The following is a 25,141-nucleotide window of genomic DNA, read 5'->3' on the forward strand; positions in this document are numbered from 1 at the left end:
CTAACTGAAGGTCATCCGGGCGAGCTCGGCCCGCAGCCCCTCGGTCAGCTCCGGATGCCGCGCGGCGAACTCGGCGTCCAGCCGGGCGACGACCTCGGCCGCCCGGCCGAGCAGCTCCGTCCCCGCCGCCGTCACCCGCAGCGTCGACGCGGCCCCCGGCTGCGCCGTCCCGTCGTCGACCAGCCCGGCCGCCACGAACCCGCGCACCGCCGCGTGCGCGCTCTGCACGGTGATCCGCGAGCGCCGCGCCAGCTCGCTGAACGAGATGCCCGGCGTGCCGCGGACATGCCCGAGCAGCCCGTACTTGCGGGTGGTCAATCCGAGCGGGCGCAGCGCTTCGGCGTAGGCAGCGTCCCACACCCTGGCCACCGTCAGCAGGGTGATGGTGGGGCTGAACGGTGGGCGTTCGGGCATGGGGGCAGGGTACCCAGCGCTCGGCGCCGCCCTCCCCGCCGCCGCGCACGCCGCCGACCGCCCGACCGTCGTCCTCGTGCGCGGCGCCTTCGCCGACTCCTCCGGCCGGAGCGAGGTGGCGGAGCTTCCGGCACCAGGAGCCGGCGGCCGTGGTGACCAACCCGGAGCCGACCGAGAACCCCCCGTGGGCGACGGTCCCCAGCTGGTACTGGTCGCCGGGCCGCACGTGGTGTTCCGGCCTCGCCTCCTGACGAGAACGGCGCCCCGCCGCGGTGGCCGGGGCGCCGTCCGGGCGCGTTACGCCGCGCTGAGGCTGCTCAGCACGATATTGAGCGTCGCGAGAAGGAGATTCAACACTGTCCGGCTTCTTCCTCGTTCGTTCGGCACGCCGTCTTCGGCGGCCACCGAGAAGCTAACAGAACCGGGTTCGAAATGCGGTCGTTTCAGGAGCCCAGCCGCACCCGTGCGACCAGCGCGCGGTGATCGGCGCCGGGCAGCGCCTGCACCGCGACCCCGTCCGCCCGGCCGCCCGCCAGCAGGATGTGGTCGATGCCGATCAGCGGCGGGTACCAGCGGTCGGCCGGGTAGGTGCGCAGCAGCCCGGCGCCGGACTGCTCGGCGGCGTCCCGGAAGCGGCCGGTGAGCCAGCGCCGGAACTGGGCGTGGTCGTGGGTGGCGTTGAAGTCGCCGCCCACCACCGCGGGGCGATCGGCCGGAGCGCGCTCGACGATCGCGCGCAGCCGCTCCAGCTCGTCGGCCCAGACGTCGACGCCGTAGACCGGCGGCACCGGGTGCAGGGCGAAGACGCTCACCGGACCCGCGCCGGGCACCTCGGCGGTGGCCCCGAGCTGGTTGAGCACGAAGCCGTCGAACTCGACCGTGCCGGTCAGCGGGTAGCGGCTCCAGATGCCGGTGCCCGTCGCGGTGCGCCCCGGCGAGACGTGGCGGTGCGGCAGCAGCGCGTCGAGTCCGGCGGCGCCGAGGGCGTCGAGCGCGGCCGGGGTGAGCTCGTTGACGGTGAGCAGCTCGACCTCGCGCTCGCGCAGCACGTCGACGAAGGCTGCGGGGTCGGCGCCGTCGAAGAGCAGGTTGGCCTGCGCGACGGTCAGCTCGGGGCCGGACCCCGCGGCGGATTCACCGACGAACAGCGGCGCCTGGATCCAGACCGCCACCCCGGCCACCAGCGCGCCCACCAGCGCCCCGATCCAGCTGCGCAGCCCGGCGAAGAGCAGCACGGCGACCACCGACCCGAGCAGGAGGTACGGCACCAGCGCGGCAGCCAGCACCGGCAGTCGCGCGTCGAACGGGCTGAAGTGCAGCGCCACCCCGGCGGCCGCGGCGAGCACAGCCGCCCAGCCCGCCAGTTCGGCGGCGATCCGCAGCGCGGTCACGGCCTCGGCACCTCGGTCTCCCAGCGCGCCCTGCGCTCGGTGTCGGACTGCTCCCACCACGGCGTGCCGCGCTCACCGAGCGCCACCTTCGCCGCCTGCACGCCGTCGCGCGCCGCGCGGGCGCCCTCGGTGCGGCGCACCTCGCGCCGCCACGCCATCAGGACCGACTGCAGCTCGGCGCGGCGCTCCGCCGGGATGAGCGGGTCGGTGGCGCGCCAGCGACGGCCCTCGACCACGATGTAGCGGCCGTCGGGGGTGTGCTCGACCTCCCGGCTCACGGGAAGGCGCCCGGGGTGAGGGTGGCGTCCGGGCCGAGCGGGCGGCGCAGCCGCCAGCGTTCGGTGAGGGTGCTCGCCGACATCAGCCAGCCGCCGTCCTCGATCCGGTACTCGTCCGCGTACTCGCCGGTCATCAGCGTCTCGGTGCGGCCGAGCAGGTCGATCTGCCGGAACTGCAGCGTCCATCGGCCGGTCGCGGTGGTCGCCGAGGTCAGCGTGATGTCGGGGTGCACGCCGTGGTGCATGTCGAAGATGACGAATTCGCCGTCGACCGTGTGCCTGGCCACCCGACCGAAGATCGCCGCCATCGGCTCGGCGTCGTCGTAGGCGCCGAGCGGGCCGTAGTCGATGCGCGCGCCGGAGCGGACGAAGCACGCCCGAAAGGCGGTGGCGTCCTTGGCATCGCAAGCCCGGAAATATCGGTATTTGAGCTGCTTGATCGCCTCGACCCGGTCGAGGTCGCCGAGGCGCCGGGCCGGATCGTCGGGTGAGGTCATCCCTGCACGGTAGGCGGCGGCCCGGCCGCAGCGAAACCGGTTCGTACGTTAGGGTCCGTTGCGACCCGACGCGCGGCAACGAGGCCGCGAATCCCCTGCGCCTCCCGGAGATCGGCTTGTCGACGACGCCAACGGATTTCGACCGCACCGACGAGCAGCGGGTGGCGCTGTGGGCGGACCAGGACCCCGACTTCGCGCGGCTGCGCGAGAGGTACGGGGCCCTGGTCCCGGTCGAGCTGGCGCCCGGCGTCCCGGCGACGCTGGTGATCGGCTACCGGGTCGCGCTCTCCATCCTGAACGATCCCGAGCGCTTCCCCGCCGACCCGCGCGGCTGGGAGCCGACCGTGCCGCCGGAGTGCCCGGTGCTTCCACAGCTGCGCTACCTGCCCAACGCCTCCCGCAGTGCGGGGTTCGAGCACGCCCGGCTGCGCGAAGTCCTGGTCGCGGCGCTGGACGAGGTGGATCTGCACGCGGTGCACACCGTTGTCGAGCGCACCGCGGTGCCGCTGATCAACGGCTTCTGCGCGGAGGGCGCCGCCGACCTGGTCGCCCGGTACGCGGGTCCGCTGGTCTTCGCGGTGATCAACGCGCTGCTCGGCTGCCCGCCGGAGATCAGCGCGCGGGCCGCCGCCGGGCTGGCCGACCTGCTCGGCGGCACCGAGATCGAGCGCGGCGGGCAGGTCTTCCAGGAGGCGCTGGACAGTCTGGTGCAGGCCAAGCGCGGACGGCCGGGCGCCGACATCACCTCCGGGCTGCTGCGGCACGGCGCCGCCCTGAACGACGAGGAGCTGCTGAACCAGCTCTACCTGCTCTACGGCATCGGCACCGAACCGGTGCAGGCGCTGATCGTCAACGCGCTGCGACTGGTGCTCACCGACCCCCGCTTCGACGCCACGCTCGGCGGCTCGCTCTCCACCCGCGACGCCCTGGACCGGGTGCTGTTCCACGATCCGCCGCCGCCGAACAAGATCATCAGCTACCCGCGCCAACCGGTGCTGATCGGCAATACCTGGCTCGCCGCCAACCAGCCCGTGGTGATCAGCCTGACCGGCTGCAACCGGGACCCGGAGATCGCGGGCGACCACACCGGCAACCGCGCGCACCTGGCCTGGAGCGCGGGGCCGCACGCCTGCCCGGCCCGCTCCCTCGCCTACCTGATCGCGCAGACCGCCGTCGACCAGCTGCTCGACGCGTTGCCCGAACTCGAGCTCGCGGTGCCCGAGGAGGAGCTGCGCAGGCAGACCGGGCCGCTCTACCAGACCATCGCCGAGCTCCCGGTCACCTTCCCGCCCGCGCCCCCGCTGCCCCCGCGCTGAGCCGCCGGGAACATTCGGCGGACCCGGCCGGTTGCCCACTCTCGATACCGCACGATCGAGAGGGAACCCATGAAGATCGGCATCATCGGAGCGGGCGCCATCGGCGGCACGCTCACCCGCAGGCTCACCGCGCTCGGGCACGAGGTCGCGGTCGCGAACTCCCGCGATCCGGAGACGCTCGCCGAGCTGGCCGCCGAGACCGGGGCCACCGCGGTCTGGGCGAAGGACGCCGCCGCCGAAGCGGAGCTGGTGATCGTCTCGATCCCGCAGAAGGCCGTGCCGGACCTGGCGCCAGGCATCCTCGCGGCACGCCGCGACGGCGCCCCGGTCATCGAGACCAACAACTACTACCCGCAGCAGCGCGACGGCCTGATCGAGCGGATCGAGCAGGGCACGACCGAGAGCGACTGGGTGGCCGAGCAGCTGGGCGCGCCGGTGGTCAAGGTCTTCAACACCATCTGGTGGAAGCGGCTGCTGGAGAACGGCGTCCCCGCGGGCACCCCCGGCCGGATCGCGCTGCCGCTCGCCGGGGACGACGCGGCCGCCAAGCAGGTCGTGAGCGCACTCGTCGACGACCTCGGCTTCGACCCGGTCGACGCGGGCACGCTCGCCGAGTCCTGGCGTCAGCACCCGGGAACCCCGGTCTACGGCAAGGATTTCGACGCCGAGAAGACCGAGACGGCGCTCGCCGAGGCGAGCACCGAGCGGACCGCGGAGTGGCGCGCCTGAGCGCGCCTGCTCCCGGCCTCAGTGGCCGATGTAGACCGACTTGGTGTTGAAGTAGGACTCCAGCCCCTTCTTGCCGCGCTCCCCGCCCCAGCCGGACTGCTTGTGCCCGCAGATCGGCATGGACGGGTCGGAGGCGAGCGCCGAGTTCACCCAGACCTGGCCCGCGCGCAGCTCGTTCACCACGCGGTGCGCGCGGCCGAGGTTCTCGGTCCAGATGGAGCCGGCCAGCCCGTAGTGGGTGTCGTTGGCGGCGGCGATCACCTCGTCCTCGTCGTCGAACGGGATCACCGAGCCCACCGGGCCGAAGATCTCCTCGCGGATGAGCCGCATGTCCGGGGTGGTTCCGGTGACGATGGTGGCCTCGTAGAAGTAGCCCTTGCGGTCGAGCGGCTTGCCGCCGGTGATCACCTCGGCGCCCCCCGCGACGCCCTCCCGCACGATGGAGTCGACCCGGGCGCGCTGCTTCTCGCTGATCAGCGGGCCGAGCACCGAGTTCGGGTCCTCGCTGCCGCCCATCGGGAGCATCTGCGCGAAGCCGGCCAGTCCCTCGACCACCCGGTCGAAGATGCCGCGCTGCACGTACATGCGGGAGGTGCAGGAGCAGTTCTGCCCGGAGCCGGCCAGCAGCCCCATGGCCGCGCCCATGATCGCCTTGTCCAGGTTCGCGTCGTCGAACATGATCAGCGGTGACTTGCCGCCGAGCTCGAGTGTGAGCCGCTTGAGGTTGCCCGCGGCGGCCTTGACGATGAGCTTGCCGACCTCGGTGGAGCCGGTGAAGGCGATCTTGTCCACGTCCGGGTGCGCGGTCAGCGCGGCGCCGGTGGTCTCGCCGTAGCCGGTGATCACGTTCAGCACGCCGTCCGGCAGCCCGGCCTCGCGGAAGATCTCCTCCAGCTTCAGCGCGCTGAGCGGGGTCTCCTCGGCGGGCTTGAGCACGGCGCTGCACCCGGCGGCGAGCGCGGGCGCCACCTTCAGCATGGCGATGAAGAACGGGCCGTTCCACGGGATGATCAGCCCGACCACGCCGACCGGCTCCAGCTGGGTGAAGGTGTGGTAATTCTCGAAGGTGCCGAGCAGGCCGTCGGAGACCAGGTTGGCCGACTCGCCGTGGATCTTGCCGACCCAGCCCGCGTAGTACACCAGCATCTCCTGCGAGACCTTGATGATGTGCCGCGCCGCGGTGGCGTTCATGCCGTTGTCCTGCGCCTCCAGCTCGGCGAGCTCGTCGGTGCGGGCCTTGATGATCTCGGCGGCGCGGAACAGCACGTCGGCGCGGTGCGCGGCGGGCAGCTTGCGCCAGACGCCCGATTCGAAGGTCTCCCGCGCCCGCGCCACCGCCTCGTCGACGGCGCGCTGATCCGAGTCGGCGACCTCGGCGATCTGCTGCTCGGTGGACGGGTTGTAGACCGGGATGATCCCCGAGCTCGGGCTCTCGACCACAGGTTCGACGTCGACGGTGCTGCTCACAGTTGCTCATCCTCCGCATTGATCGTTCTGCGCGACTACCGAGGAGAATATCACTCTCATGTGAGGGAAATGAAGCTCTTGTCAGGGGGCGCCACGATTCCGGCGGGACTCGCGCCCGTCAGGAACGGCGCTTCGCCACCTCCTCGGCCGCCGTGCGCTCGGCGTCGTCGAGCTTGCGGGTATCGCGCGGCTCGGCGAAGGGCCGGACGTCCTCGGGCAGCCCGCCCGCGATGGCCTTGCCGTGGTCCAGCTCGGCGTTGATCTCCGCGCCGAGCAGCAGCGCGGTATTGGTCAGCCAGAGCCAGACCAGGAAGATCACCACGCCGGCCAGCGAGCCGTAGATCTTGTCGTAGGAGGAGAAGTTGGCGATGTAGAACGCGAAGCCCACCGAGATGAGCAGCCAGATGAGCACCGCGATCACGCCGCCGGGGCTGACCCACCTGATCCCGCCCTGCCGCGCGTTCGGGCTGGCCCAGAAGAGGATCGCGAGCAGCACCGAGACCAGCACGAACAGCACCGGCCATTTGGCGATGGACCACACCGTCACCGCGGTGTCGCCGAGCTTCAGGAACTCGCCGATCTGCGCGGCGACCGGCCCGCTGGCGACCACGATCGCGGTGCACACCACCAGCAGGATCACCGCGATCACGGTGACGCCGAGCCGGATCGGGACGGTCTTCCAGATCGGGCGCCCCTCGCCGATTCCGTAGACCACGTTCGAGGCGCGCATGAAGGCCGCGACGTAGCCCGACGCCGACCAGAGCGCCACCGCGAGGCCGATGATCGCGCCGAGCCCGGCGCTCTGCTTGTTGCTCTGCGCCTGCTCCATCAGGGTGCGCACGAAGTCGGCGCTGGAGTCGGGCGCGATCTGCTCTGCCTGGTTCACCAGCTCGTCGGCGGCGGCCGGGCCGAGCAGGCCGAGCAGCGAGACCAGGACGATCAGCCCGGGCACGATGGAGAGCACCGCGTAGTAGGTGAGCGCGGCGGCCAGATCGGACAGATTGTCGCGCTGGAATTCCTTGGCCGCGCGCTTGACCACCGCCAGCAGCGACGGCTTCGACAGCGCCGCCGGGCTGCTCGGCTCGTCCGGGTCGAGGTCCGGCCGCGCGCCGGTTTCGGTCGTCTGTCCTGCTTCGTTCCGCTGCCGGTCCGGCCCGCCGTGCTCCGTGCTCATACCGAGGTCGGTGCCCCGGGTGCGCGGTGGTAAACCCGCCGGTGCGCGAAATTCGATCGCGCCGCGCCCGCGGGTCTGCCAGCATGGCATCGCCCGTCATACCCCGCGGCGTCGTAGAGTTGCCACGTCCGCGCGCTCCGCTCGAGCGAATCGCGCTCCCGCTCAGCTATTTCCGGATCCGAAAGGGGATCGAGGCCCATGTTCGCACGGCTCGGATCGGTGGTCGTCCACCATCCGCTGAAGGTGATCGGCCTGTGGATATTGCTTGCGGTCGCGGTGGTGACCGCGGCTCCGGCACTGGAATCGACCACCGATCAATCCGCCTTCCTGCCCGCGCATTACGAGTCCATCCGGGCGATGGAGACGCAGCAGGAGGCGTTCCCGCAGAGCTCGGCGCCCGCGGCGATCATCGTCTTCGCCAGGCAGGACGGCGCGCCGCTGACCGATCCGGACGCGGCGGCGGTGCTCCGCGTCGGCACCGAGCTGCAGGACGCGAAGATCCCGGACGTCGTCGCCCTCACGCCGGTGCCGCCGTCGGAGAACCGGCTGATCCAGATCATCGCGGTGCAGATGACCAAGGTGACCGACCCGAGCGACCCCGCGCAGACCGAGGCGGTGCAGGCGCTGCGCGACGCGCTGCGCGAGCGGGTGACCGGCACGGACCTGCGCGCGGGCATCACCGGCCAGGCCGCGCAGATCCTGGACCAGCAGGAGTCGAGCGAGCGGGGGCTGGCCATCGTCGGCATCGCCACCATCGTGCTGATCCTGGTGCTGCTGCTGGTGATCTTCCGCAGCCCGGTGATCGCGCTGCTCCCGATCGTCGTGATCGGCGCCGTCTCCAGCATGGTGAACGGGCTGATCGGCGCGGTGTCCAAGGCCTTCGATCTGCAGATCGACGCGTCGATCAGCGCGATCCTGCTGGTCGTGCTCTTCGGCGTCGGCACCGACTACATCCTGTTCCTGATGTTCCGCTACCGCGAGCAGCTGCGCGCGGGCGACGACCCGAAGGCCGCCATGGTCAACGCCGTCGCCCGGGTCGGCGAGGCGATCACCTCGGCGGCGGGCGCGGTGATCATCGCCTTCCTCGCACTGCTGCTCTCCACGCTCGGCATGTTCCGGGCGATGGGGCCCGCGCTGGCGATCGCGGTCGCGGTGGCGCTGGCCGCCGGGCTGACGCTGGTGCCCGCGGTGGTCTCGCTGCTCGGCACCAGGGTGTTCTGGCCGTCGAAGAGCTGGCAGCACGAGCCGACCGGGACCAGGTTCCGCGCGGCGGGCAGCGCGCTCGGCGCACGGCCCGCGCTCTTCGCCGCGGTCTCCGGTGGGCTGCTGGTCGTGCTCGGCGTGTTCGCGCTCGGCTTCCATCCGACCTTCGATCTCAGCTCGGGCTCCACCTCGGCGGAGTCCGAATCCGTGGTCTACAGCCGGGAACTCGTGAAGGGCATGCCCGCGGGCGTCACCCAGCCGTCGGACGTGCTGCTGCGCTCCGGCGGGGGCGCGCTCACCGACGAGCAGCTCGGCGCCTACCGCGCTGCGCTGGCCGGGGTGCCCGGGGTCGGGCAGGTGGCCGAGCCGAAGCTCTCCGCCGACCGGTCGATCGCGGACTTCTCGGTCACGCTCTCCGACGCGCCCGAATCCGATGCCGCGCTGGCCACCGTCGAGGGTCCGCTGCGGGAGACCGCGCATGCCGCGGCCCCGGCCGGCGCCACCGCCGCGGTCGGCGGGCTGACCTCGGTCTTCGTCGACTTCCAGGACGCCATGGCGCGCGACTACTCGATCGTCTTCCCGGTGGCGGCGGTGCTGATCATGATCGTGCTCGGGCTGCTGCTGCGCAGCCTGGTCGCGCCCTGGTACCTGATGGTCTCGGTGTTCCTCGGCTTCGCGGCGACGCTCGGCGCGACGGTGCTGGTCTTCCAGCACGCGCAGGGCGAGTCCGGGCTGATCTTCACGCTGCCGGTGATCATGTACCTGTTCGTCGTGGCGCTCGGCACCGACTACAACATCCTCATGGTGGCGCGGCTGCGTGAGGAGGCGCGGGCGGGCGTCGAGCCGAAACAGGCCGCGGCGCTGGCTGTCCGGCACACCGGGCCGACCATCGCGGCGGCCGGGGTGATCCTGGCGGGCACCTTCGCCTCGATGATGCTGGCGGGCAACAGCGTGCTCGCCCAGATGGGATTCGCCATCTCGGTCGGGATCGGCATCGCGGCCTTCGTCATGGCGATGTTCTTCACCCCCGCGCTCACCGCGCTCATCGGGCACGCCGCGTGGTGGCCGGGGCACGCTGATCGCGAGCCCGAGCCGAAACCGGAGGCCGCGACTCCCGAACCCGCGACGCGGGCCGCGGACTGACCCGGACCGGCCGGTATCGCAGGCTGCGATACCGGCCGGTCGTGTCCCCCGTCCGGCCGACATACCCGCGTGGCGCAGCGAAATTCGAGTCGCCGGTTGTTCGCCGCGGCTACGCTTCAGCCCCTGGCCGAGCGGGGGCTCGGGAGCGAAGGGGAGGTCTGCCATGAGTACGCCGGTGACAGTGGAAATTCCGACCGCATCGCAGGAGGTGGTCACCCCGGGGAAGCTGGCGCCCGACGACCGGGCCGCGTTCGAGCAGGGCAAATCGGTTCGCTCGCTGGTGATCATCCGGTTCGTGGCCGGGCTGGTGGGGGTGCTGCTCCCGCTGGCGCTGATCGGGGTCGACTTCGTCTTCCTCGGCCAGAGCTGCGTGCGGGTGCGCGGCTCGCTGAGCGCCTACTACCACTCCGGCGCGCGGGACATCTTCGTGCTCGGACTGGGGATCGTCGGCTTCCTGCTGGCCGCCTACAAGATCACCCGCGCCACGCTCGGCAACGTGTTCAGCCTGACCGCCGGGCTCGCCATCATCGGAGTGGCGACGCTGCCGACCGGGCGGCCGGGCCCGGTCCCGGCGGGCGAGTGCGGCAGCGGGGCCGCGGCGGCGGCGCTCACCCCGCTGCAGCAGCGCTTCGGCGAGGACGTGGTGGCGAACTGGCACGGCTGGTGCGCCGTGATCGCGTTCCTCGCCTTCGCCGCCATCTGCTTCTACACCGCATTCCGGGACCGGAAATACCCCATGCTCCGGCCCGCGCAGGTGCGGGCGCGGCCGCGGTGGCGCCGGCTGGAGGGCATCTTCGCGGCGCTGGACAACCGGATCGGCTGGCAGTTCCACCTGGTGTGCGGGGTACTCGTCCTCGCGGCCATCGGCTTCTTCGGGATCACCGCCGCCGCCGGCATCGACGAGCTTCCCGGCGGGTTCGGCCCGACCTGGGTGGTCGAGGTCGCCGGGGTCATGATCTTCTCCGCCTCCTGGTTCGCCAAGGGCCTCGACGATTACTTCTGGCGCCGGGAACCGCTCTCGCCCTGCGTCACCCGCGCGGTCGAGGAGGCCGTCGTCGCTACCGCCGCGCGGTGACCGGCCGGATCACCCACCAGGCCACGCCGAGCCACACCGTGGCGAGCAGCACGGAGCCGAGGACGTCGGCGGGGTGGTGCGCGCCCGCGTAGAGCCGCTGCGCGGCGACCAGCACCGGAACCAGCAGCAGCGCGCAGGAGATCAGGCGATACCGCCGGTTGTGGGTCGAGGCCCACACCAGCAGGGCGATCCCGCCGTAGAGCGTGAGCGCGGCGGCGACGTGGCCGGAGGGGAAGCTCGCGGTGGGCGGCAGGTCCGGGTTCAGGTGCTCGACCTCCGGCCGCGGCCGGTCCACCACGGCGGCGGTGGTCAGGAAGAGCGTGATCTCGCCGAGCAGCGCGACGGTGAGGAACAGCGCGGGCCGCCAGGTGCGGAAGACGGCGACCGCGAGCACCGCCACGATCAGCGCCACCGCGATGATGGCGAGGGTGTTGCCGACCTCGCCGAAGACGTCGAGCACGGTGGTCGCCGCCGGGGTGCGGTGCTCGGCGAGCAGCGCGACGATGCCGTGCTCGCCGGTGCTGTCCGCGCCGAGCCCGCGCACCAGCAGCCCGAGCCCGATCAGCGGGGCGAGCAGCAGCACCCAGGCCACCGCGAGCTCGCCGAGCCCGCGCCACGGGTGCGGCAGCGTCGGTGTGTGCTCGGCGGGGACCGGGCGCAGTTCGTCGGCGTCGCCGGGCGGGACGTCGCCGGGCAGCGGCCCGGCGTCCGGCTCGCCGGACTCCACCCGCCAGCGGTGGAAGGCGAGCGAGGCGGCGGTCAGCCAGAGCACGCCGAGCAGCCAGCCCGCGAGCACATCGGTCAGGTAGTGCACGCCGAGCCCGATCCTGGTGAGCCCCACCGCGACAACGACGGTCAGCACCAGCGCGATCAGCGCGCGGCGGGCGAGCGGGACGAGAGCGGGCGCGAAGACCAGCAGCAGCACGCCGTAGCAGACGGTCGAGCTCATGGCGTGGCCGCTCGGGAAGCTCCAGCCGTCGGTGCGGTAGACCGGCGTCTCCACCACCGGCCGCACCCGGCCGACCAGCGCCTTCACCACCGGGTTGAGGACCAGCCCGCCCGCTCCGGTCACCACGACGAAGGCGGCGAGCCGCGGCTGCTTGCGCAGCAGCAGCCAGAGCACGCCGACGGCGAGCAGCGCCACCAGCGTGACCGTGGCACCGAGATCGGTGGCCGCGCTGAGCACCTCGTAGAGCGCCCGGTTCTCGGCCACCTGCGCCACCGCGCCGTCGCTCACCCGCCGGTCGGTGTCGAGCAGCGGCTCCCACCCGGCCCCGACCAGCGTGGTGAGTACCGCGAATCCGGCGCCCGCCGCCGCCACCGCGGGCAGCGCGACGGCACTGCGCAGTGCGTACCGCCCGGTCGCCGCCCGCGTCGTCTCCTCGTCGAGTCGGTCGACGGTCACTGCGGTACCTCCTCGTGGGCGAAGCGGCGTGCTTCGTCATGATCGAATTCCCGGAATTCGCCCCGGCAATCGCCGGCCGTAACCGGAACGTCTCGTGCCCGTTCCCGGCATCCGGTATCAGCCCGCCTCCACGGTATCGGTCGACGCCGGGGGCATGATGACCGTATGACGGAGCTGTTGGTGCTGGTGAACGGCCTTCCCGGGTCGGGGAAGTCGACGGTGGGGCGCGCGCTGGCCGCGGAGCTCGGCGCGCAGTTCCTCGCGAAGGACGTCGTCAAGGAGGCGCTGGCCGACTGTGTCGACGACGCGGCCGGGGTGGCCGCGCTCGGCGGGGTGGCGATGGACGCGGTGTGGGCGCTGGCCCGCGCGGTCCCCGGCACGGTCGTGGTCGACTCGTGGTGGTTCCGCCCGCGCGACCTGCACTTCGCCCGCGCCGGGCTGGACCGCTGCGCCGCCGATCGCGCGGTCGAGGTCTGGTGCGACGTGCCCGCCGAGACGGCGCGCCACCGCTACGCCACCCGCCGCCGCCCCGCCTTCCACCAGGACGAGCAGCGGCTGGCCGAGCACTGGGACACCTGGGCCGCGCACGCCGCGCCGCTCGCCCTCACCCCGACCGTGTGGGTCGACACCGGCGGGCCGGTGGACAGTGTGCGGCTCGCCGAGCGTGTGCTCACCGCCGCCTGCCGTGCCCCCGCAGGAGCCTTCCCGGCGCGCTGAGGCGGGTGCGTGCCGCGCCGGCGGCGGCCTCCCCGATCACCTGCTGCCGGACTGTGCGCGGACGTGCCGAGGAGTGCGGCGCCGGGGGCGGGCGGCGCCGAGTTGCCGTGCTGCGGTCGTGGTTCGACGGAATCGGCGGAATCGGCTGCGAAACAGCGGGTTCCGCTACCGGCTTCGTGCAGCGGATCTTGCCGGTTCCCGGGGCGCGCGAGTGCGCTCGGGACCGGACTGTGCTACAAATTGTGCGCTTCATGAAAATGATTGTCATTTGCCAAAGGCTTGCGGGAGGACGGTCGGCATGGGACATCTGCTGGTGATCGAGAGCTGGGTGGGGGCGATGAGTTCGCTGCTGCCGCGAGCGATCCGGGAGTCGGGGCACCGCTTCAGCTTCCTGACCCGCGATCTGGGCCACTATCTGCGCAGGACCCCGCCCGGGCACGCCGTGCACCCGCTGCTCGCGGCGGAGAACCTGCTCACCGCCGAGACCAACGACCTCGCCGCGCTCCCCGGCCGCGTCGCCGCGCTGCACGCGGTGCTCGGCTTCGACGGCGTCGTCTCCTCCTGCGACTACTACCTGCCCGCGGTGGCCGCGGTCGCCGAGCACCTCGGGCTGCCCGGCGCCGGGGCCGAGGCCACCGCGCGCGCCTGCCGCAAGGATCTCGCGCGGGCTGCGCTCGCCGCGGCGGGCGTGCCGGGGCCGCGCTTCGCGGTCACCACCGGCTGGCCGGAGACGGCGGCGGCCGCGGCGGAGCTCGGGTACCCGCTGGTGCTCAAACCGGTCGATCTGTGCGCCGGGATGTTCGTCCGCCGGGTCGCCACCGAGGCCGAGCTGCGCGCCGCGCACGCCGCCGCCACCGCCGCGGCGGGCAATGCCAGGCAGCAACCCCGGGTGCGGGCGGTCCTGCTGGAGGAGCTGCTGACCGGGCCGGAGGTGAGCGTCGAGACGGTGACCTCCGGCGCGGGCACCGCGGTGGTCGGGGTGACCGACAAGAGCCTGACCGGCGCGCCGTTCTTCGTGGAGTCCGGGCACATGTTCCCGGCCGCGCTGCCGGAGCCGGAGCGGGCGGCCGCCGCCGAGCTCGCGGTCGCCGCGGTGGCGGCGCTCGGGCTGCGGCTCGGGGTCGCGCACACCGAGGTCAGGCTGACGCCCGCCGGGCCGCGGCTGGTCGAGGTGAATCCGCGGCCCGCGGGGAACCGGATCACCGAGCTGGTCCGCCGGGTCACCGGCATCGACCTGCCCATGGCGCACGCCCGGCTCGCGCTCGGCGAGGAGCCGGAGCTCGAACCGGTGGAGACCGGCGCCGCGAGCGCCGCGATCGGGCTCATCGTGCCGCCGCGGGCGGGCCGGCTCGGCGCGGTCCGGCTGCGTGGCGGCGGCGCGGCCGCCGAGCTGGGCGCGCTCCCGGAGGTGGTCGAGGCGGTGCTGCCGGAGCCGGGGACCGTCGCGGGCGAACCGACCAGCAACAACGCCTACCTCGGGCACCTCATGGTGGTGGACGGGGCGGGTGCGGGGGCGCGGCGGCGGGCCGAGGAGCTGCTGGACCGGCTGGAGCTGCGATACGCCGAGCTCGCCGGGGCGGTGGCGCCGTGATCCCGGAGAGCCTCTGTCGCGTCACCGATCTCACCGAACTCGCCGCTCGGGTGCGCGCGGCGGCGCCCGCGGCCGCCGCCGAGCCGGTGACCGTCGCCTTCACCACGCACCAGGGCGCCAGGCACGCGGGGCGGCACACCGGGTACCGGAACCACGTGCTCAGCCTGCGGGTCGGCGCGGCGGTCGGCTCCGCGGCGGTGGAGCCGGGAAGCGTCGCCGACGACGCCGTGCACGCCTGCGTGGGCGAGCAGGCGGCGGCGCTGTTCGAGCATCCGCTGCTTCCGGTGCGGGTGGCCGCGCTGGATGCCGTGCTCGCCGCGGCCTGGCCGCACGTCGGGGAGCCGGTGACGGTGCCGGGCGGGGATTCGCGGGCCAAGTCCGAGGCGCGGGCGGCGGCGGTGGTCGAGCTGCTCGGCGCCGGGGTGCGGAGGGTTCTCGTCGTCGGCGTGGTGAACTCGCTGCTGCGCGGGTTGCGGGCGCGGGGTATCGAATACCGGGCGTGCGACCACACCGGCGGGCACACCGAGTGGGGCGAGCCGATCGGCACCGACGCCGAAGCGGCGCTGCCCGGCTGCGACGCCCTGCTGGTCTCCGGGATGACGCTGGCCAACGGCACGCTCGAGCCGCTGCGCCGGTACGCCGCGGCGCGCGGGCTGCCGCTGGTGGTGTTCGCGCAGACCGGGGCCGCGGTGCTGCGCTGCTTCGTCGGCGCCGGGGTGACCGCGCTCTCCGCGGAGCCGTACCCGTTCTTCTGGCTGGACGGCGGGCCGAGCGTGCTGCACCGCTACCGGCAGGAGGAGGCGGCGTGAACACGATCGCGCTCGACGTCCCGGACGCCAATCCGGCGCTGCGCGACCTGCTCGGCGCCACTCCCCTCGCCCGGATCACCACCCCGCTGCCGCACGAGCACCGCGGCTTCTGGGCCAAGCTGGAGTACCTGCGGCCGGGCGGGATGAAGGCGCGCGCCGCCGTCTCCATGCTCACCGCGGCCAGGGCCCGCGGCGAGCTGCGGCCCGGCGCGCCGGTCGTCGAATCGACCAGCGGCACCATGGGTCTGGGGCTGCTGTACGCCGGGCAGCTGCTCGGCCACCCGGTGGTGCTCGTGGTCGACGACGAGCTGGAGCCCGCCATGCGGGCCCTGCTCACCGCGCACGGCGCCCGGCTGGAGATCGTCACCGCACCGCACCCGGCCGGCGGCTGGCAGCGGGCCAGGCTGGAACGGGTGCACAGCGTTCTCGCCACGCTGCCCGGCGCCTGGTACCCGGCGCAGTACGACAACCCGGACAACCCGGCCGGGTACGCGGCGCTCGCCGGGGAGCTGCTCGCCGAGCTGGACGACATCGACGTGCTGGTGTGCAGCGTCGGCACCGGCGGGCACAGCGCGGGGGTGGTGCGCGAGCTGCGCAGGCACCGGCCCGGAATCCGGCTGGTCGGGGTGGATTCGGTCGGCTCGACGCTCTTCGGGCGGCCGGACCGGCCGCGGCTCATGCGCGGGCTCGGCAGCAGCATCCACCCGCGCAACGTCGCCTACGACGCCTTCGACGAGGTGCACTGGCTCGGCCCGGCCGAGGCGGTGGACGCCTGCCGCAGGCTGGCCAGGCACAGCTTCGTCACCGGCGGCTGGAGTACCGGCGCGGTCGCCGCCGTGGCGGCCTGGCTGGCCCGGGTGGAGGATCCGGTGTCGGTGGTCGCGGTCTTCCCGGACGGGCCGCACCGGTACCTCGGGACCATCTTCGACGACGAGTTCTGCGCCCGCGCCGGGCTTTTCGCGCCGCGCAGGCCGTACCCGGTGGAGGTGGCCGATCCCGGCTGCGTCGCCGTCTCCGGCTGGACCCGGTGCCGGAATGTCGTCGACCCGCTGGCCGCGAAGCGGGTGCCCGCGTGAGGGTTTCGTGGCGGGTGACCCCGCTCGCGCTCGCCACGCCGCTGCGGATCGCGCGCGGGAGTATGCGGGCGCGGGAGGCGGTGGAGGTGTCCCTCACCGATGCCGACGGGGTGCGTGGGCACGGGGAGGTGGTCACCAGTGTGCGGCTGGGGCTGGATGTCGCCGGGATCGCGCGGGCCCTGGCGGATTCCCGGCCCGCGCTGGCCGCGGCCGGGGACGGGGAGCAGGTGCTGGCGGTGTTGGCCGCCGCTCCCCCGCCCGCCGGGGTCAGGGCCGCGCTCGATGCCGCTGCGCACGATCTCCTCGGGGTCAGGGCGGGGTGTCCGGTGTACGCCCTGCCCCGGAGCACCGCGGGTGCGGCGGGCGACGCGCCCGGTCGCCCGGACGTCCCGCTCTCGGAGGTCCTACTCCCGGAGGTCCCGCTCTCGGCGGGCCGGGCCGGGCCGGGAAGCTCGGGCGGCGGTGTGCCGCGTCGCTCCGCGCGCGGGGCCGGGGAGCCGGGCGGCGCTGCGCCGCAGCGACCCCCGGCGAAGATCCTCGCGCCGATCGCGACCGCGCGCACGATCGGGATCAGCGGCCCGCGGGACGCCGCCGGGCAGGCGAGACGGCTGTGGGCGAGCGGGTTCCGGGTGCTGAAGGTCAAGGCCGGGGACGCGGCCGACATCGAGCGGCTCGCGGCGGTGCGCGCCGCCGCGCCGGACGCCACCGTCATCGCCGACGCCAATGGCGCCTGGAGCGCCGACCGCGCGGTCCGGGTCCTGAACCACCTCCCGTGGCTCGACGCCGTGGAGCAGCCGGTCGCGCCGGGCGCACCGGAGACCCTCGCCTGGGTGAGCGAGCGCAGCCCGGTGCCGGTGATCGCCGACGAGGACGCCGCCACCGTCGCCGACGTGCGCGGCCTGGCGGGCGCGGTCGCCGGGGTGAACGTGAAGCTCGCCGAGTGCGGCGGCCTCGACCCCGCCCGCGCCATGATCGCCGCCGCGCGCCACTCCGGGCTGGAGATCATGCTCGGCTGCCTGGTCGCCAGCTCGCTCGGCATCGCCCCCGCCGTGCACCTGACCCCGCACGCCCGCTGGGTCGACCTGGACGGCCACCTGCTGCTCGCGCGCGACCCGTGGACCGGCATCGGCGGCCACGACGGCCTCCTGCGCCCGGCGAACACCCCCGGCCTCGGCGTGCGGCGGGCAGCCCCGTGAGCGGAACCCTGACCTCGTTCCGCACCTTCCCGCTCGCGGTCCGGCTGCTGCTGATCAACCAGTTCGGCGTGAATCTCGGCTTCTACCTGCTGATCCCGTACCTGGCGACCTACCTGACCGACGACATCGGGCTCTCCCTGGCGGTGGTCGGGGTGATCCTCGGCGTGCGCAATCTGGCCCAGCAGGGGCTCTTCCTGCTCGGCGGCACCGCGGCCGACCGGCTCGGCGCGCGCGGCGTGATCATCGCCGGGTGCGGGCTGCGGACCGTCGGGTTCGGGCTCTTCGCGCTCGGCGAGTCGGTGCCGGTGCTGCTGGCGGCGGCGGTGCTCAGCGGGCTGGCGGGCGCGCTGTTCAATCCGGCGGTGCGCGCCTACATCGCGGTCGCCACCGACCGCCGCGCCGAGGCATTCGCGCTGTTCAACGTGTTCGCGCAGGCCGGGGCGCTGGCCGGGCCCGCGCTCGGGGCGGTGCTCGTCTTCGTCGACTTCAGGGTGTCGGCGCTGGTCGCGGCGGGCATTTTCGCGCTGCTCACGCTGGCGCAGGCCGCGGTGCTGCCGGGGCGCGCGGTGCCGCCGCAGCAGCGCTCGGTGCCCGCGCAGTGGTCGGCATGCCTGCGCGACCGCCGCTTCCTCGCATTCACGCTGGCGCTGAGCGGGATGTTCGCGCTGCAGAACCAGCTGTACCTGGTGCTCGCGGTGGCGGCGCAGCGCGCGACCGGGTGGGCGAGCGCGGTGGCGGCGCTGTTCGCGGTCTCCACGGCAGTGACCTTCGCCGGGCAGGTGCCGATCACCAGGCGCCTCGGCGCCCGCCCCGAGCGGGGGCCCGCGCTCGCGCTCGGGATGGCCGTCATGGGGGCGGGGTTCGCGCTGCTCGGCGCCGCGCCGCTGCTGGGGCCGGCGCCGCCGCTCGCGCTGATTCCGGTGCTGGTGACGACGGTGTTCCTGGCCGTGGGGATCATGATCGCGCAGCCGTTCGTGTACGAGCTCATTCCGGCCTTCACCACCGAGAGCGACACCGGCACCTACTTCGGCATGTTCTACCTGGTGTCCGGGGTGGTGGCGGCGGTGAGCACCGCCGCAGTCGGTGCGCTCGGCGAGCTCGGGGGCAGGCCGACGGGGTGGATCGCGGCGCTGGTCTGCGCCGGGATCGGCTTCGGCTGCGCCGCCGCGGTGCTGCTGCTGCACCGGTTCGGTGCGCTGCCGCGCGCGGAGGTCACGACATGAGCCGGCCCGGTCCGGAGCGCGGCGACGCCGGCGCGCCGGAAGGAGCGGATCGCGGTGGCCGAGCACTCCCCACCACGCCGGGCGGACCGGACGCACGCAACTTCCTCACCGAGAATCCGGCGCTCTACGAGGCGCAGTTCCCGGATCCCGGTCACCTGGCCGCCAGGTGGGCCGACGAGATCGGGCGACGGTTCGGGGGCGGGCGCAGGCTGCTCGACCTCGGCTGCGGGACCGGGCGGGACGCCGGATACCTGGCCGGGATCGGTTACGCGGTGACCGGGCTCGACTCCTCCGTCGCCATGCTCGACCACGCACGCAAAGCGCATCACGCCGCCACTTTCGTGCACGGCGACCTGCGCGAGTTCCAACTCGACACCCGGTTCGACATCATCACCTGCCTGGACAGCGCCCTCCTCTACTGCCACACCAACGCCGAACTCGCCGGATTCCTGGAGCACTGCGCCGGGCACCTGACCCCGAACGGGCTGCTGATCGCCGAGATGCGCAACGGCGCCTTCTTCCTCGGAAGCACCGAACTGCTCGACACCCCCGGCACCCGCGCACTCACCTGGGACGACGCCACCTACCGGTCGCACACGACCCTGCGCATCGACCACACCGCGCAACTCCTGCGCCGCAGCCGGATCTGGACCCTCCCGGACGGCACCACCCTGCACCAGGAGTCGGCCTGGCGCCTCCTCTTCCCGCAGGAGCTGCGGTACTTCCTCGACGTCGCCGGATTCGACGTCCTCGCCCTCTTCGACGGCCCCGGCCCCCGCACCGACCCGGTGTGGGAACCCGGCGCGGCGCCGTCCGCCGACGCCGCCTCCGGCGATCGGCTGCACCTGGTCGCCCGGCTCCGGGCGGCCGCCCCCGAAGGAGAAGCCTGATGCAGCACCCCACCCTCGACCGGCGCCGGTTCCTCGGAATCGCCGCGGGAGCGGGCGCCGTCGCGCTCGCCGCCGCCTGCGGCACCGGCCCCGAACCCGCCGCCGCGCCGCGCGCGGGCGGCAGGCTGCGCGCGGTCTTCGCCGGCGGCGGGGCCCGCGAGGTGCTCGACCCGCACCGGGCGAACCTGTTCGTCGAGGCCGCGCGGGCGAAGGCGCTCTACGACAAGCTCGCCGACCTCGGCTCCGACGTCGCCCCGCGGCCCCGGCTGGCCGAGCGCTGGGAGCCGGACCCCTCGCTCACCCGCTGGCGGATCACGCTGCGCCAGGCGGTGTTCCACGACGGCCGCCCGCTGCGCGCGGCCGACGTGCTCGCCAGCTACGCCCGCATCCTCGACCCCGCGCAGGCGCTGCGCGCCCGCTCCAGCCTCGCGGTCATCGACCTGGCCGCCAGCCGCGCGGTGGACGACCGCACGGTGGAGTTCGCGCTGCGCCGCCCGTTCGTCGAGTTCCCCAACGTGCTCGCCGCCTTCGGCGCGTACATCGTGCCCGAGGGACACACCGACTTCGACCGCCCGAACGGCACCGGCCCGTTCGCCTTCCGCGCCTTCGAGCCGGGCCGCAGCACCCTGCTCGCCCGCTTCGCCGACCACTGGGACGGCGCCCCGCACCTGGACGAGCTGGAGTTCCTGCTCGCGGGCGAGGAGTCCGCGCGGATCAACGCACTGCTCGGCGGCCAGGTCGAGTACGCGCACGACCTCTCCGCCACCACCGCGCGCAGCCACGAGGCCGGCGGCCGGGTCGCCGTGGTGCGCTCGGCGAACAGCCTGGCGCACGGCTTCGCCATGAAGGTGGACCGGCCGCCGTTCGACCGCCGCGAGCTGCGCGAGGCGCTCTTCCTGCTCGCCGACCGGCAGCAGCTGGTCGACAGCGTGCTCTCCGGCGCCGGGCAGGTGGGCAACGACCTGTTCGGCCGCGGCTACCAGTACTACGACGACGCCATCCCGCAGCGCACCGTCGACCTCGACCGGGCGCGGGCGCTGGTCAGGGCGGCCGGGGCCGACGGCGCGCGGATCGACCTGCTCACCTCCACCGCCTCCGCGGGCATGGTGGAGGCGGCCACCGTGCTCGCCGACCAGGCCCGCGCTGCCGGGCTCACGCTGAATGTGGTGCAGGGCAACAAGGACACCTACTGGGCCGACACCCTGAACACCGGCGCGCTCACCAGCTTCCGCTCCGGCACCATGCCGATCGAGACGCACATCGCGCAGCGGCTGCTCGGCGGCGCGAGCAACAATGTGACCAAGTGGAACCGGCCGGAGTTCGACGCGCTCTACGACACCGCCGTCGCCACCGCCGACCCGGCCGCCCGCACCGAGGTGTACGCGCGGATGCAGCGGATGCTGCACAGCGACGGCGGCTACCTGTGGTGGGGGTTCGGGGAGAGCATCGTCGCCACCGCGCGCTCGGTCTCCGGCGTGGCGTCGGCGCCTGCCAACACGCTGGACTGGGCGCGCTTCGACAAGGTCTGGATGGCGTGAGCTCCGGCCGGTACGTGGCGCGGCGGCTGGCGCTCGGCGCGGCGCAGGTGCTCGCCGTAGTCACCCTGGTATTCCTGCTGGTGGAGGCGCTGCCGGGGGATGCGGCGGTGACGCTCGCCGGGGACAACCCGGATCCGGAGCGGATCGCGCGCATCCGCGCCGCCATGGGGCTGGACCGGCCCGCGCCGGAGCGGTACCTGGACTGGCTGGCCGGGCTGCCCCGCGGCGACCTCGGCACCTCGCTCGCCGCCGACCGGCCGGTGCGCGAGTTCCTCGCCGCGGCGGTGCCACCGACGCTGCTGCTCGCCGGGCTCACCCTGGTGGTGCTCGTCCCGCTGGCGGTGTGGCTCGGGGTGCTCTCCGGCAGCCGGGAGGGCGGGGTCACCGACCGGGTGGTGAGCGGGGTGAGCATCGGGCTGCACGCGGTGCCGGAGTTCGCGCTGGCGCTGCTGCTGGTCGCGGTCTTCGGGGTCGGGCTCGGGTGGTTGCCGCCGACCGCCGTCGGGATCGACCCGTTCGCCGAACCGGCCGTCCTGGTGCTGCCGCTGCTGGTGCTGGCCGCGCGGCCGATCTGCTCGGTCGCGCGGCTGGTGCGCGCCGGGACGATCGAGGCGCTGGAGTCGGGGTACGTCCGGCAGCTGGTGCGGATCGGGTTGCCCGGGTGGCGGATCCGCTACCTGCACGCGCTGCCGAACGCGGTGGCGCCCGCCGTGCAGCAGCTCGCGCGCACGGTCGACTGGCTGCTCGGCGGTGTGATCGTGGTGGAGGCGGTCTTCGTGATCCCCGGGCTCGGGACCACGCTGGTCGACGCGGTCGCGGCGCGTGACCTGCCGGTCGTGCAGGGGCTCGCGGTGCTCTTCGCGACCACGACGGTGCTGGTCAACCTGGTCGCCGACGTGGTCGCCTTCCGCCTGGCGCCCCGGACGGCCGGGCTCCGGTGAGCGCGGACCGCGAACCCGCCGCGCGATCCCGGCGCCGTGCGCGCTACGGCGCCGGGGTCGCGCTGCTCGGCGTGCCACTGCTGCTGGCGCTGGCCGGACCCTGGTTCGTGCCGGACGAGCTCACCCGCGGCATTCCGTTCGCGGGCGGCGCCGGGAACCCGCTCGGCACCGATTTCGTCGGCCGCGACGTGTGGCACCAGGTCCTGCTCGGCGGGCGCAGCGTGGTGCTGATCGCGCTCGCCGCCACCGCGCTCTCCTACCTCGCGGGCATCCCGGTGGCGCTCGCGGCCGCCACCACCCGGCGCCGCCTGGTGGACGAGGCGCTCATGCGCCCGCTCGACCTGCTGCTCGCGGTGCCCTCGCTGCTCCTGCTCATCCTGGTCGCCGGGATCGCCCGCGCCGGAACCGGCATCGTGATCGCCGCGGTCGCGCTGGTGAACCTGCCCGACCTGGTGCGGGTGGTGCGCGCCGCCGCGCTCGAGGTCGCCGGCAGACCCGCGGTCGAGGCGCTCCGGCTGCAGGGCGAGAGCCGGGTGTACATCGCCGTCCGCTACGTCGGCCGGTCCCTGCTGCGGACCCTGGCCGCCGATCTCGGCATCCGGCTCACCGCGGCGCTCTACCTCGTGGCCTCGGCCTCGTTCCTCGGCATCGGCGTCGCCCCGGACGCCGCCGACTGGGCCGTCATGGTCGACCGCAACCGCGCCGGCCTGTTCCTGCAACCCTGGGGAGTCGTCGTGCCCGCCCTGCTCATCGTCTCGCTCACCGTCGGGCTCAACCTGATCTTCGACAACGCGACGGATCGGCGGGGCCGATGAACCCGGTCGCCGAGATCGCGGCCCTTTCGGTCACGGTCGGTGATCGGCCCCTGCTCGATGCGGTCGACCTGCGGGTCGGCGCGGGCGAGATCGTCGCGCTGGTCGGCGGCTCCGGCAGCGGCAAGACCACGACCGCGCTCGCCCTCTTCGGCGAGTTCCCGCCCGGCGCCGAGGTGCGCGGTTCGGCGCGGGTCGCGGGCCGGGCCGCCTTCGTCCCGCAGCATCCGGCGGCCGCGCTGGACCCGGTGCGCCGCATCGGCTCCGCGCTGCGCGAACTCGCGAGGCACCACGGCAACTCCGATGCCGGGACCGCGCTGCACCGCGCGCACCTTCCGGACGACCGCCGCTTCCTGCGCCGCTTCCCGCACCAGCTCTCCGGCGGGCAGCAGCAGCGACTGCTGATCGCCCAGGCACTGCTGGGCGATCCGGTGCTGGTGGTCGCCGACGAGCCGACCACCGGTCAGGACCCGGTGACCAGGGCAGCCATCGTCGACGAGCTGCGCGCACTGCGCGCCGCCGGCATCGCCGTCCTGGTGCTCTGCCACGACCTGGACGTGGTGCGGGCGCTGGCCGACCGGGTGACCGTGCTGGATCAGGGCCGGGTGGTCGAGCAGGGCCCGGTGGCCGCGGTCTTCACCGCACCGGCGGCGGAGTACACCCGGGCCCTGGTGGCGGCGCAGGGCAGACCGCACCCGCGCCCCGAAGTTCGCGCACCCCGTGCGGGGATCCGGCCCGAAGGTGCCGTCGGCGCCCCGGCAGCACGGGCGGATGGCCCCGTCGGCGGCGCCCGGCTGGAGATCAGCGGCCTCGCCGCCCTGCACCACCGCGACACCGTGCTGACCGGCATCACCCTCACCGTCGAGCCGGGCACCTGCCTCGGCATCGTCGGCCGCTCCGGCAGCGGCAAGACCACCCTTGCCCGCTGCCTGGCCGGGCTGCACACACCCGCCACCGGCACGATCCGCTTGGACGGCACCCCGCTCCCGCGCACCATCGAAGCCCGCGGCCGCTCCGGAATCGCCGACGTGCAGTACGTCTTCCAGGACGCCGCTGGCTCCTTCGACCGGCACCGTCCGATCCTGGACCAGATCGCCAGAACCGCGATCCGCCTGCGCGGCCTCGATACCGCGCAGGCCCGCACGGCCGCCGCGGAACTGCTCGAGCGCCTCGGACTACCCGAACCGGCGACCGCCCGCGGGCCCGCCCACCTCTCCGGCGGCGAACTGCAACGCGCCGCTCTGGCCCGCGCGCTCCTGGCCCGCCCCCGGCTCCTGATCGCGGACGAGATCACCACCGCCCTGGACACCGTCACCAGGGCCGCGATCCTCGACGTGCTGGCGGGGCTCGACACCACCCGCGTGGTGATCGCCCACGATCTCGCCGTGCTCGCCCGCGTCGCCGACACGGTCGCGGTCCTGCACGACGGCCGCCTGGTCGAACACGGCACCGCGGCAGCGGTTCTCGGCGCGCCCCGGCACGCATCGCTCGCCTGACCGGGGCCGGCCCGCACGGGACCGGCCCCGCCCCGCTACTTCGCGGGGTACGGCGCGTTGATCGTGCTGAAGTACTGGATCGCCGCCCCGATGGCGGCGGGCGCGGTCACCAGGATCTGCCCCGCGACCGTGCCGAGCGCGCCGATCGCGAGCACCCCGCCGATGCAGCCGATCGCGGCCGCGGGGACGAACGGCCCGAAGAGCCCGACGATGGTCGCCGAGGCGACCGTCGCCCCGGCGATCCCGCCGAGCACGCAGCCCGCCGCGGCGCCGGTGAGCCCGCCGACCAGGGTTCCGATGGTGGCGCCCATGCTGATGGTGCTGGTCATCCGCGACCACGCCGCCTGTTCCCGGTCGTACTCGGTCTTCCAGGGCGCCTTGTCCTCGTACGGCAGCGCGACCGGCTTGTACACCGCGCGCTCCGGCTCGAGCTGCGGCGTGAGCACCGCGGTCCGGCCGGAGATCTCGGCGGCGATCGGGAACTCGAAATCGTCCAGCCGGAAGGTGAGCGGCGCACCGGCCACCGTGGCGCCCTCCGGCGAGACGATCCGCAGGACGCCGTCCGCCACCTCCAGCGCCCCCGAGCCGATCTCGATGATCGAGGCGGTCTCGGTGGCACGGGCCTCGAACGTGACGGCCCCGCCCTCCGGCGCCGGCGCGGCGTGCGCCGTGCCGGGCAGGGCGCCGAGCACGGCGAGCGCCAGCGCGGGAGCGGTGAAGGTCCTTCGCAACATGATTCATCCTCATCGATCGAGCGGTA

At 73.9% G+C, this 25,141-nt stretch carries 23 protein-coding genes; 15 read left to right on the forward strand and 8 right to left on the reverse strand.

Annotated elements, in window-relative coordinates:
• The 4 genes from ACFO0B_RS12445 to ACFO0B_RS12460 all read right to left on the reverse strand — a co-directional run bounded on the left by ACFO0B_RS12445 (position 1) and on the right by ACFO0B_RS12460 (position 2,580).
• Positions 1–414 (reverse strand): MarR family winged helix-turn-helix transcriptional regulator, encoded by a 414-nt coding sequence (locus tag ACFO0B_RS12445; RefSeq protein ID WP_378612555.1) that lies wholly within the window; start codon positions 412–414, stop codon positions 1–3.
• Positions 415–857: 443 nt separating this feature from the next.
• The gene (locus ACFO0B_RS12450; RefSeq protein ID WP_378612556.1) at positions 858–1,805 is read right to left on the reverse strand and encodes an endonuclease/exonuclease/phosphatase family protein; all 948 of its coding nucleotides are present in this window, start codon (positions 1,803–1,805) and stop codon (positions 858–860) included.
• On the reverse strand, positions 1,802–2,083 hold the full coding sequence (locus tag ACFO0B_RS12455) for a hypothetical protein (protein ID WP_378612557.1): 282 nt from the start codon (positions 2,081–2,083) through the stop codon (positions 1,802–1,804). The genes ACFO0B_RS12450 and ACFO0B_RS12455 overlap by 4 nt, the downstream gene beginning before the upstream one ends.
• Entirely contained in the window at positions 2,080–2,580 is a 501-nt protein-coding gene (locus ACFO0B_RS12460) for a nuclear transport factor 2 family protein (RefSeq protein WP_378612558.1), read from the reverse strand. Before ACFO0B_RS12460 ends, ACFO0B_RS12455 begins: the two co-directional genes overlap by 4 nt.
• 116 nt (positions 2,581–2,696) lie before the next feature.
• Between ACFO0B_RS12460 and ACFO0B_RS12465 the strand changes: the two genes are divergently transcribed.
• Positions 2,697–3,896 carry a cytochrome P450 gene (locus ACFO0B_RS12465; RefSeq protein WP_378612559.1) on the forward strand — a complete coding sequence of 400 codons (1,200 nt, stop codon included), beginning with the start codon at positions 2,697–2,699 and terminating at the stop codon, positions 3,894–3,896.
• 12 nt (positions 3,897–3,908) lie between these two features.
• Positions 3,909–4,625, forward strand: coding sequence for an NADPH-dependent F420 reductase (locus tag ACFO0B_RS12470; protein ID WP_378612869.1), 717 nt, complete (start codon positions 3,909–3,911; stop codon positions 4,623–4,625).
• A gap of 18 nt (positions 4,626–4,643) precedes the next feature.
• On the opposite strand, the gene ACFO0B_RS12475 is transcribed toward ACFO0B_RS12470, so the two are convergent.
• A complete protein-coding gene (locus tag ACFO0B_RS12475) occupies positions 4,644–6,092 on the reverse strand; it encodes an aldehyde dehydrogenase family protein (RefSeq protein WP_378612560.1) in 1,449 nt (482 codons plus the stop codon).
• 118 nt (positions 6,093–6,210) lie between these two features.
• On the reverse strand, positions 6,211–7,266 hold the full coding sequence (locus ACFO0B_RS12480) for a YihY/virulence factor BrkB family protein (protein WP_378612561.1): 1,056 nt from the start codon (positions 7,264–7,266) through the stop codon (positions 6,211–6,213).
• Positions 7,267–7,464: 198 nt separating this feature from the next.
• Between ACFO0B_RS12480 and ACFO0B_RS12485 the strand changes: the two genes are divergently transcribed.
• Together ACFO0B_RS12485 and ACFO0B_RS12490 are read left to right on the forward strand one after the other, a co-directional pair.
• The gene (locus ACFO0B_RS12485) at positions 7,465–9,612 is read left to right on the forward strand and encodes an MMPL family transporter (protein ID WP_378612562.1); all 2,148 of its coding nucleotides are present in this window, start codon (positions 7,465–7,467) and stop codon (positions 9,610–9,612) included.
• Positions 9,613–9,787: 175 nt separating this feature from the next.
• Complete coding sequence (locus ACFO0B_RS12490) at positions 9,788–10,687, forward strand: hypothetical protein (RefSeq protein WP_378612563.1); 900 nt, start codon at positions 9,788–9,790, stop codon at positions 10,685–10,687.
• Here ACFO0B_RS12490 and ACFO0B_RS12495 read toward each other — a convergent pair.
• The gene (locus ACFO0B_RS12495) at positions 10,671–12,092 is read right to left on the reverse strand and encodes a phosphatase PAP2 family protein (RefSeq protein WP_378612564.1); all 1,422 of its coding nucleotides are present in this window, start codon (positions 12,090–12,092) and stop codon (positions 10,671–10,673) included. The genes ACFO0B_RS12490 and ACFO0B_RS12495 overlap by 17 nt on opposite strands.
• Positions 12,093–12,257: 165 nt before the next feature.
• Between ACFO0B_RS12495 and ACFO0B_RS12500 the strand changes: the two genes are divergently transcribed.
• The 11 genes from ACFO0B_RS12500 to ACFO0B_RS12550 all read left to right on the forward strand — a co-directional run bounded on the left by ACFO0B_RS12500 (position 12,258) and on the right by ACFO0B_RS12550 (position 24,381).
• Positions 12,258–12,809, forward strand: coding sequence for an AAA family ATPase (locus tag ACFO0B_RS12500; protein ID WP_378612565.1), 552 nt, complete (start codon positions 12,258–12,260; stop codon positions 12,807–12,809).
• 298 nt (positions 12,810–13,107) lie between these two features.
• Positions 13,108–14,400 (forward strand): ATP-grasp domain-containing protein, encoded by a 1,293-nt coding sequence (locus tag ACFO0B_RS12505; protein WP_378612566.1) that lies wholly within the window; start codon positions 13,108–13,110, stop codon positions 14,398–14,400.
• Positions 14,397–15,209, forward strand: coding sequence for a Rossmann-like domain-containing protein (locus ACFO0B_RS12510; protein WP_378612567.1), 813 nt, complete (start codon positions 14,397–14,399; stop codon positions 15,207–15,209). The genes ACFO0B_RS12505 and ACFO0B_RS12510 overlap by 4 nt, the downstream gene beginning before the upstream one ends.
• A complete protein-coding gene (locus ACFO0B_RS12515) occupies positions 15,206–16,285 on the forward strand; it encodes a PLP-dependent cysteine synthase family protein (RefSeq protein ID WP_378612568.1) in 1,080 nt (359 codons plus the stop codon). The genes ACFO0B_RS12510 and ACFO0B_RS12515 overlap by 4 nt, the downstream gene beginning before the upstream one ends.
• Positions 16,282–17,481 carry an enolase C-terminal domain-like protein gene (locus ACFO0B_RS12520; RefSeq protein WP_378612569.1) on the forward strand — a complete coding sequence of 400 codons (1,200 nt, stop codon included), beginning with the start codon at positions 16,282–16,284 and terminating at the stop codon, positions 17,479–17,481. Before ACFO0B_RS12515 ends, ACFO0B_RS12520 begins: the two co-directional genes overlap by 4 nt.
• Positions 17,478–18,704: an MFS transporter gene (locus ACFO0B_RS12525; RefSeq protein ID WP_378612570.1), complete on the forward strand. Its 1,227-nt coding sequence runs from the start codon at positions 17,478–17,480 to the stop codon at positions 18,702–18,704. The genes ACFO0B_RS12520 and ACFO0B_RS12525 overlap by 4 nt, the downstream gene beginning before the upstream one ends.
• Positions 18,701–19,594 (forward strand): class I SAM-dependent DNA methyltransferase, encoded by an 894-nt coding sequence (locus tag ACFO0B_RS12530; RefSeq protein WP_378612571.1) that lies wholly within the window; start codon positions 18,701–18,703, stop codon positions 19,592–19,594. Before ACFO0B_RS12525 ends, ACFO0B_RS12530 begins: the two co-directional genes overlap by 4 nt.
• Positions 19,594–21,132 (forward strand): ABC transporter substrate-binding protein, encoded by a 1,539-nt coding sequence (locus ACFO0B_RS12535; RefSeq protein WP_378612572.1) that lies wholly within the window; start codon positions 19,594–19,596, stop codon positions 21,130–21,132. Before ACFO0B_RS12530 ends, ACFO0B_RS12535 begins: the two co-directional genes overlap by 1 nt.
• Positions 21,129–22,073, forward strand: coding sequence for an ABC transporter permease (locus ACFO0B_RS12540; protein WP_378612573.1), 945 nt, complete (start codon positions 21,129–21,131; stop codon positions 22,071–22,073). The genes ACFO0B_RS12535 and ACFO0B_RS12540 overlap by 4 nt, the downstream gene beginning before the upstream one ends.
• Positions 22,070–22,888, forward strand: coding sequence for an ABC transporter permease (locus ACFO0B_RS12545; RefSeq protein ID WP_378612574.1), 819 nt, complete (start codon positions 22,070–22,072; stop codon positions 22,886–22,888). Before ACFO0B_RS12540 ends, ACFO0B_RS12545 begins: the two co-directional genes overlap by 4 nt.
• Positions 22,885–24,381 (forward strand): ABC transporter ATP-binding protein, encoded by a 1,497-nt coding sequence (locus ACFO0B_RS12550; protein WP_378612575.1) that lies wholly within the window; start codon positions 22,885–22,887, stop codon positions 24,379–24,381. Before ACFO0B_RS12545 ends, ACFO0B_RS12550 begins: the two co-directional genes overlap by 4 nt.
• A gap of 35 nt (positions 24,382–24,416) precedes the next feature.
• Here the strand turns inward: ACFO0B_RS12550 and ACFO0B_RS12555 are convergent, their stop codons facing one another.
• A complete protein-coding gene (locus tag ACFO0B_RS12555; RefSeq protein WP_378612576.1) occupies positions 24,417–25,115 on the reverse strand; it encodes a hypothetical protein in 699 nt (232 codons plus the stop codon).
• Positions 25,116–25,141 lie beyond the last annotated feature (26 nt).

Source organism: Nocardia jiangsuensis, assembly GCF_042650385.1.
Taxonomy (GTDB): domain Bacteria; phylum Actinomycetota; class Actinomycetes; order Mycobacteriales; family Mycobacteriaceae; genus Nocardia; species Nocardia jiangsuensis.

Coding starts and splice junctions, on each gene's coding strand:
- ACFO0B_RS12445 (WP_378612555.1), bottom strand. CDS start 414: ATGCCCGAACGCCCACCGTTCAGCCCCACCATCACCCTGCTGACGGTG.
- ACFO0B_RS12460 (WP_378612558.1), bottom strand. CDS start 2,580: ATGACCTCACCCGACGATCCGGCCCGGCGCCTCGGCGACCTCGACCGG.
- ACFO0B_RS12480 (WP_378612561.1), bottom strand. CDS start 7,266: ATGAGCACGGAGCACGGCGGGCCGGACCGGCAGCGGAACGAAGCAGGA.
- ACFO0B_RS12485 (WP_378612562.1), top strand. CDS start 7,465: ATGTTCGCACGGCTCGGATCGGTGGTCGTCCACCATCCGCTGAAGGTG.
- ACFO0B_RS12500 (WP_378612565.1), top strand. CDS start 12,258: ATGACGGAGCTGTTGGTGCTGGTGAACGGCCTTCCCGGGTCGGGGAAG.
- ACFO0B_RS12505 (WP_378612566.1), top strand. CDS start 13,108: ATGGGACATCTGCTGGTGATCGAGAGCTGGGTGGGGGCGATGAGTTCG.
- ACFO0B_RS12530 (WP_378612571.1), top strand. CDS start 18,701: ATGAGCCGGCCCGGTCCGGAGCGCGGCGACGCCGGCGCGCCGGAAGGA.
- ACFO0B_RS12535 (WP_378612572.1), top strand. CDS start 19,594: ATGCAGCACCCCACCCTCGACCGGCGCCGGTTCCTCGGAATCGCCGCG.
- ACFO0B_RS12550 (WP_378612575.1), top strand. CDS start 22,885: ATGAACCCGGTCGCCGAGATCGCGGCCCTTTCGGTCACGGTCGGTGAT.
- ACFO0B_RS12555 (WP_378612576.1), bottom strand. CDS start 25,115: ATGTTGCGAAGGACCTTCACCGCTCCCGCGCTGGCGCTCGCCGTGCTC.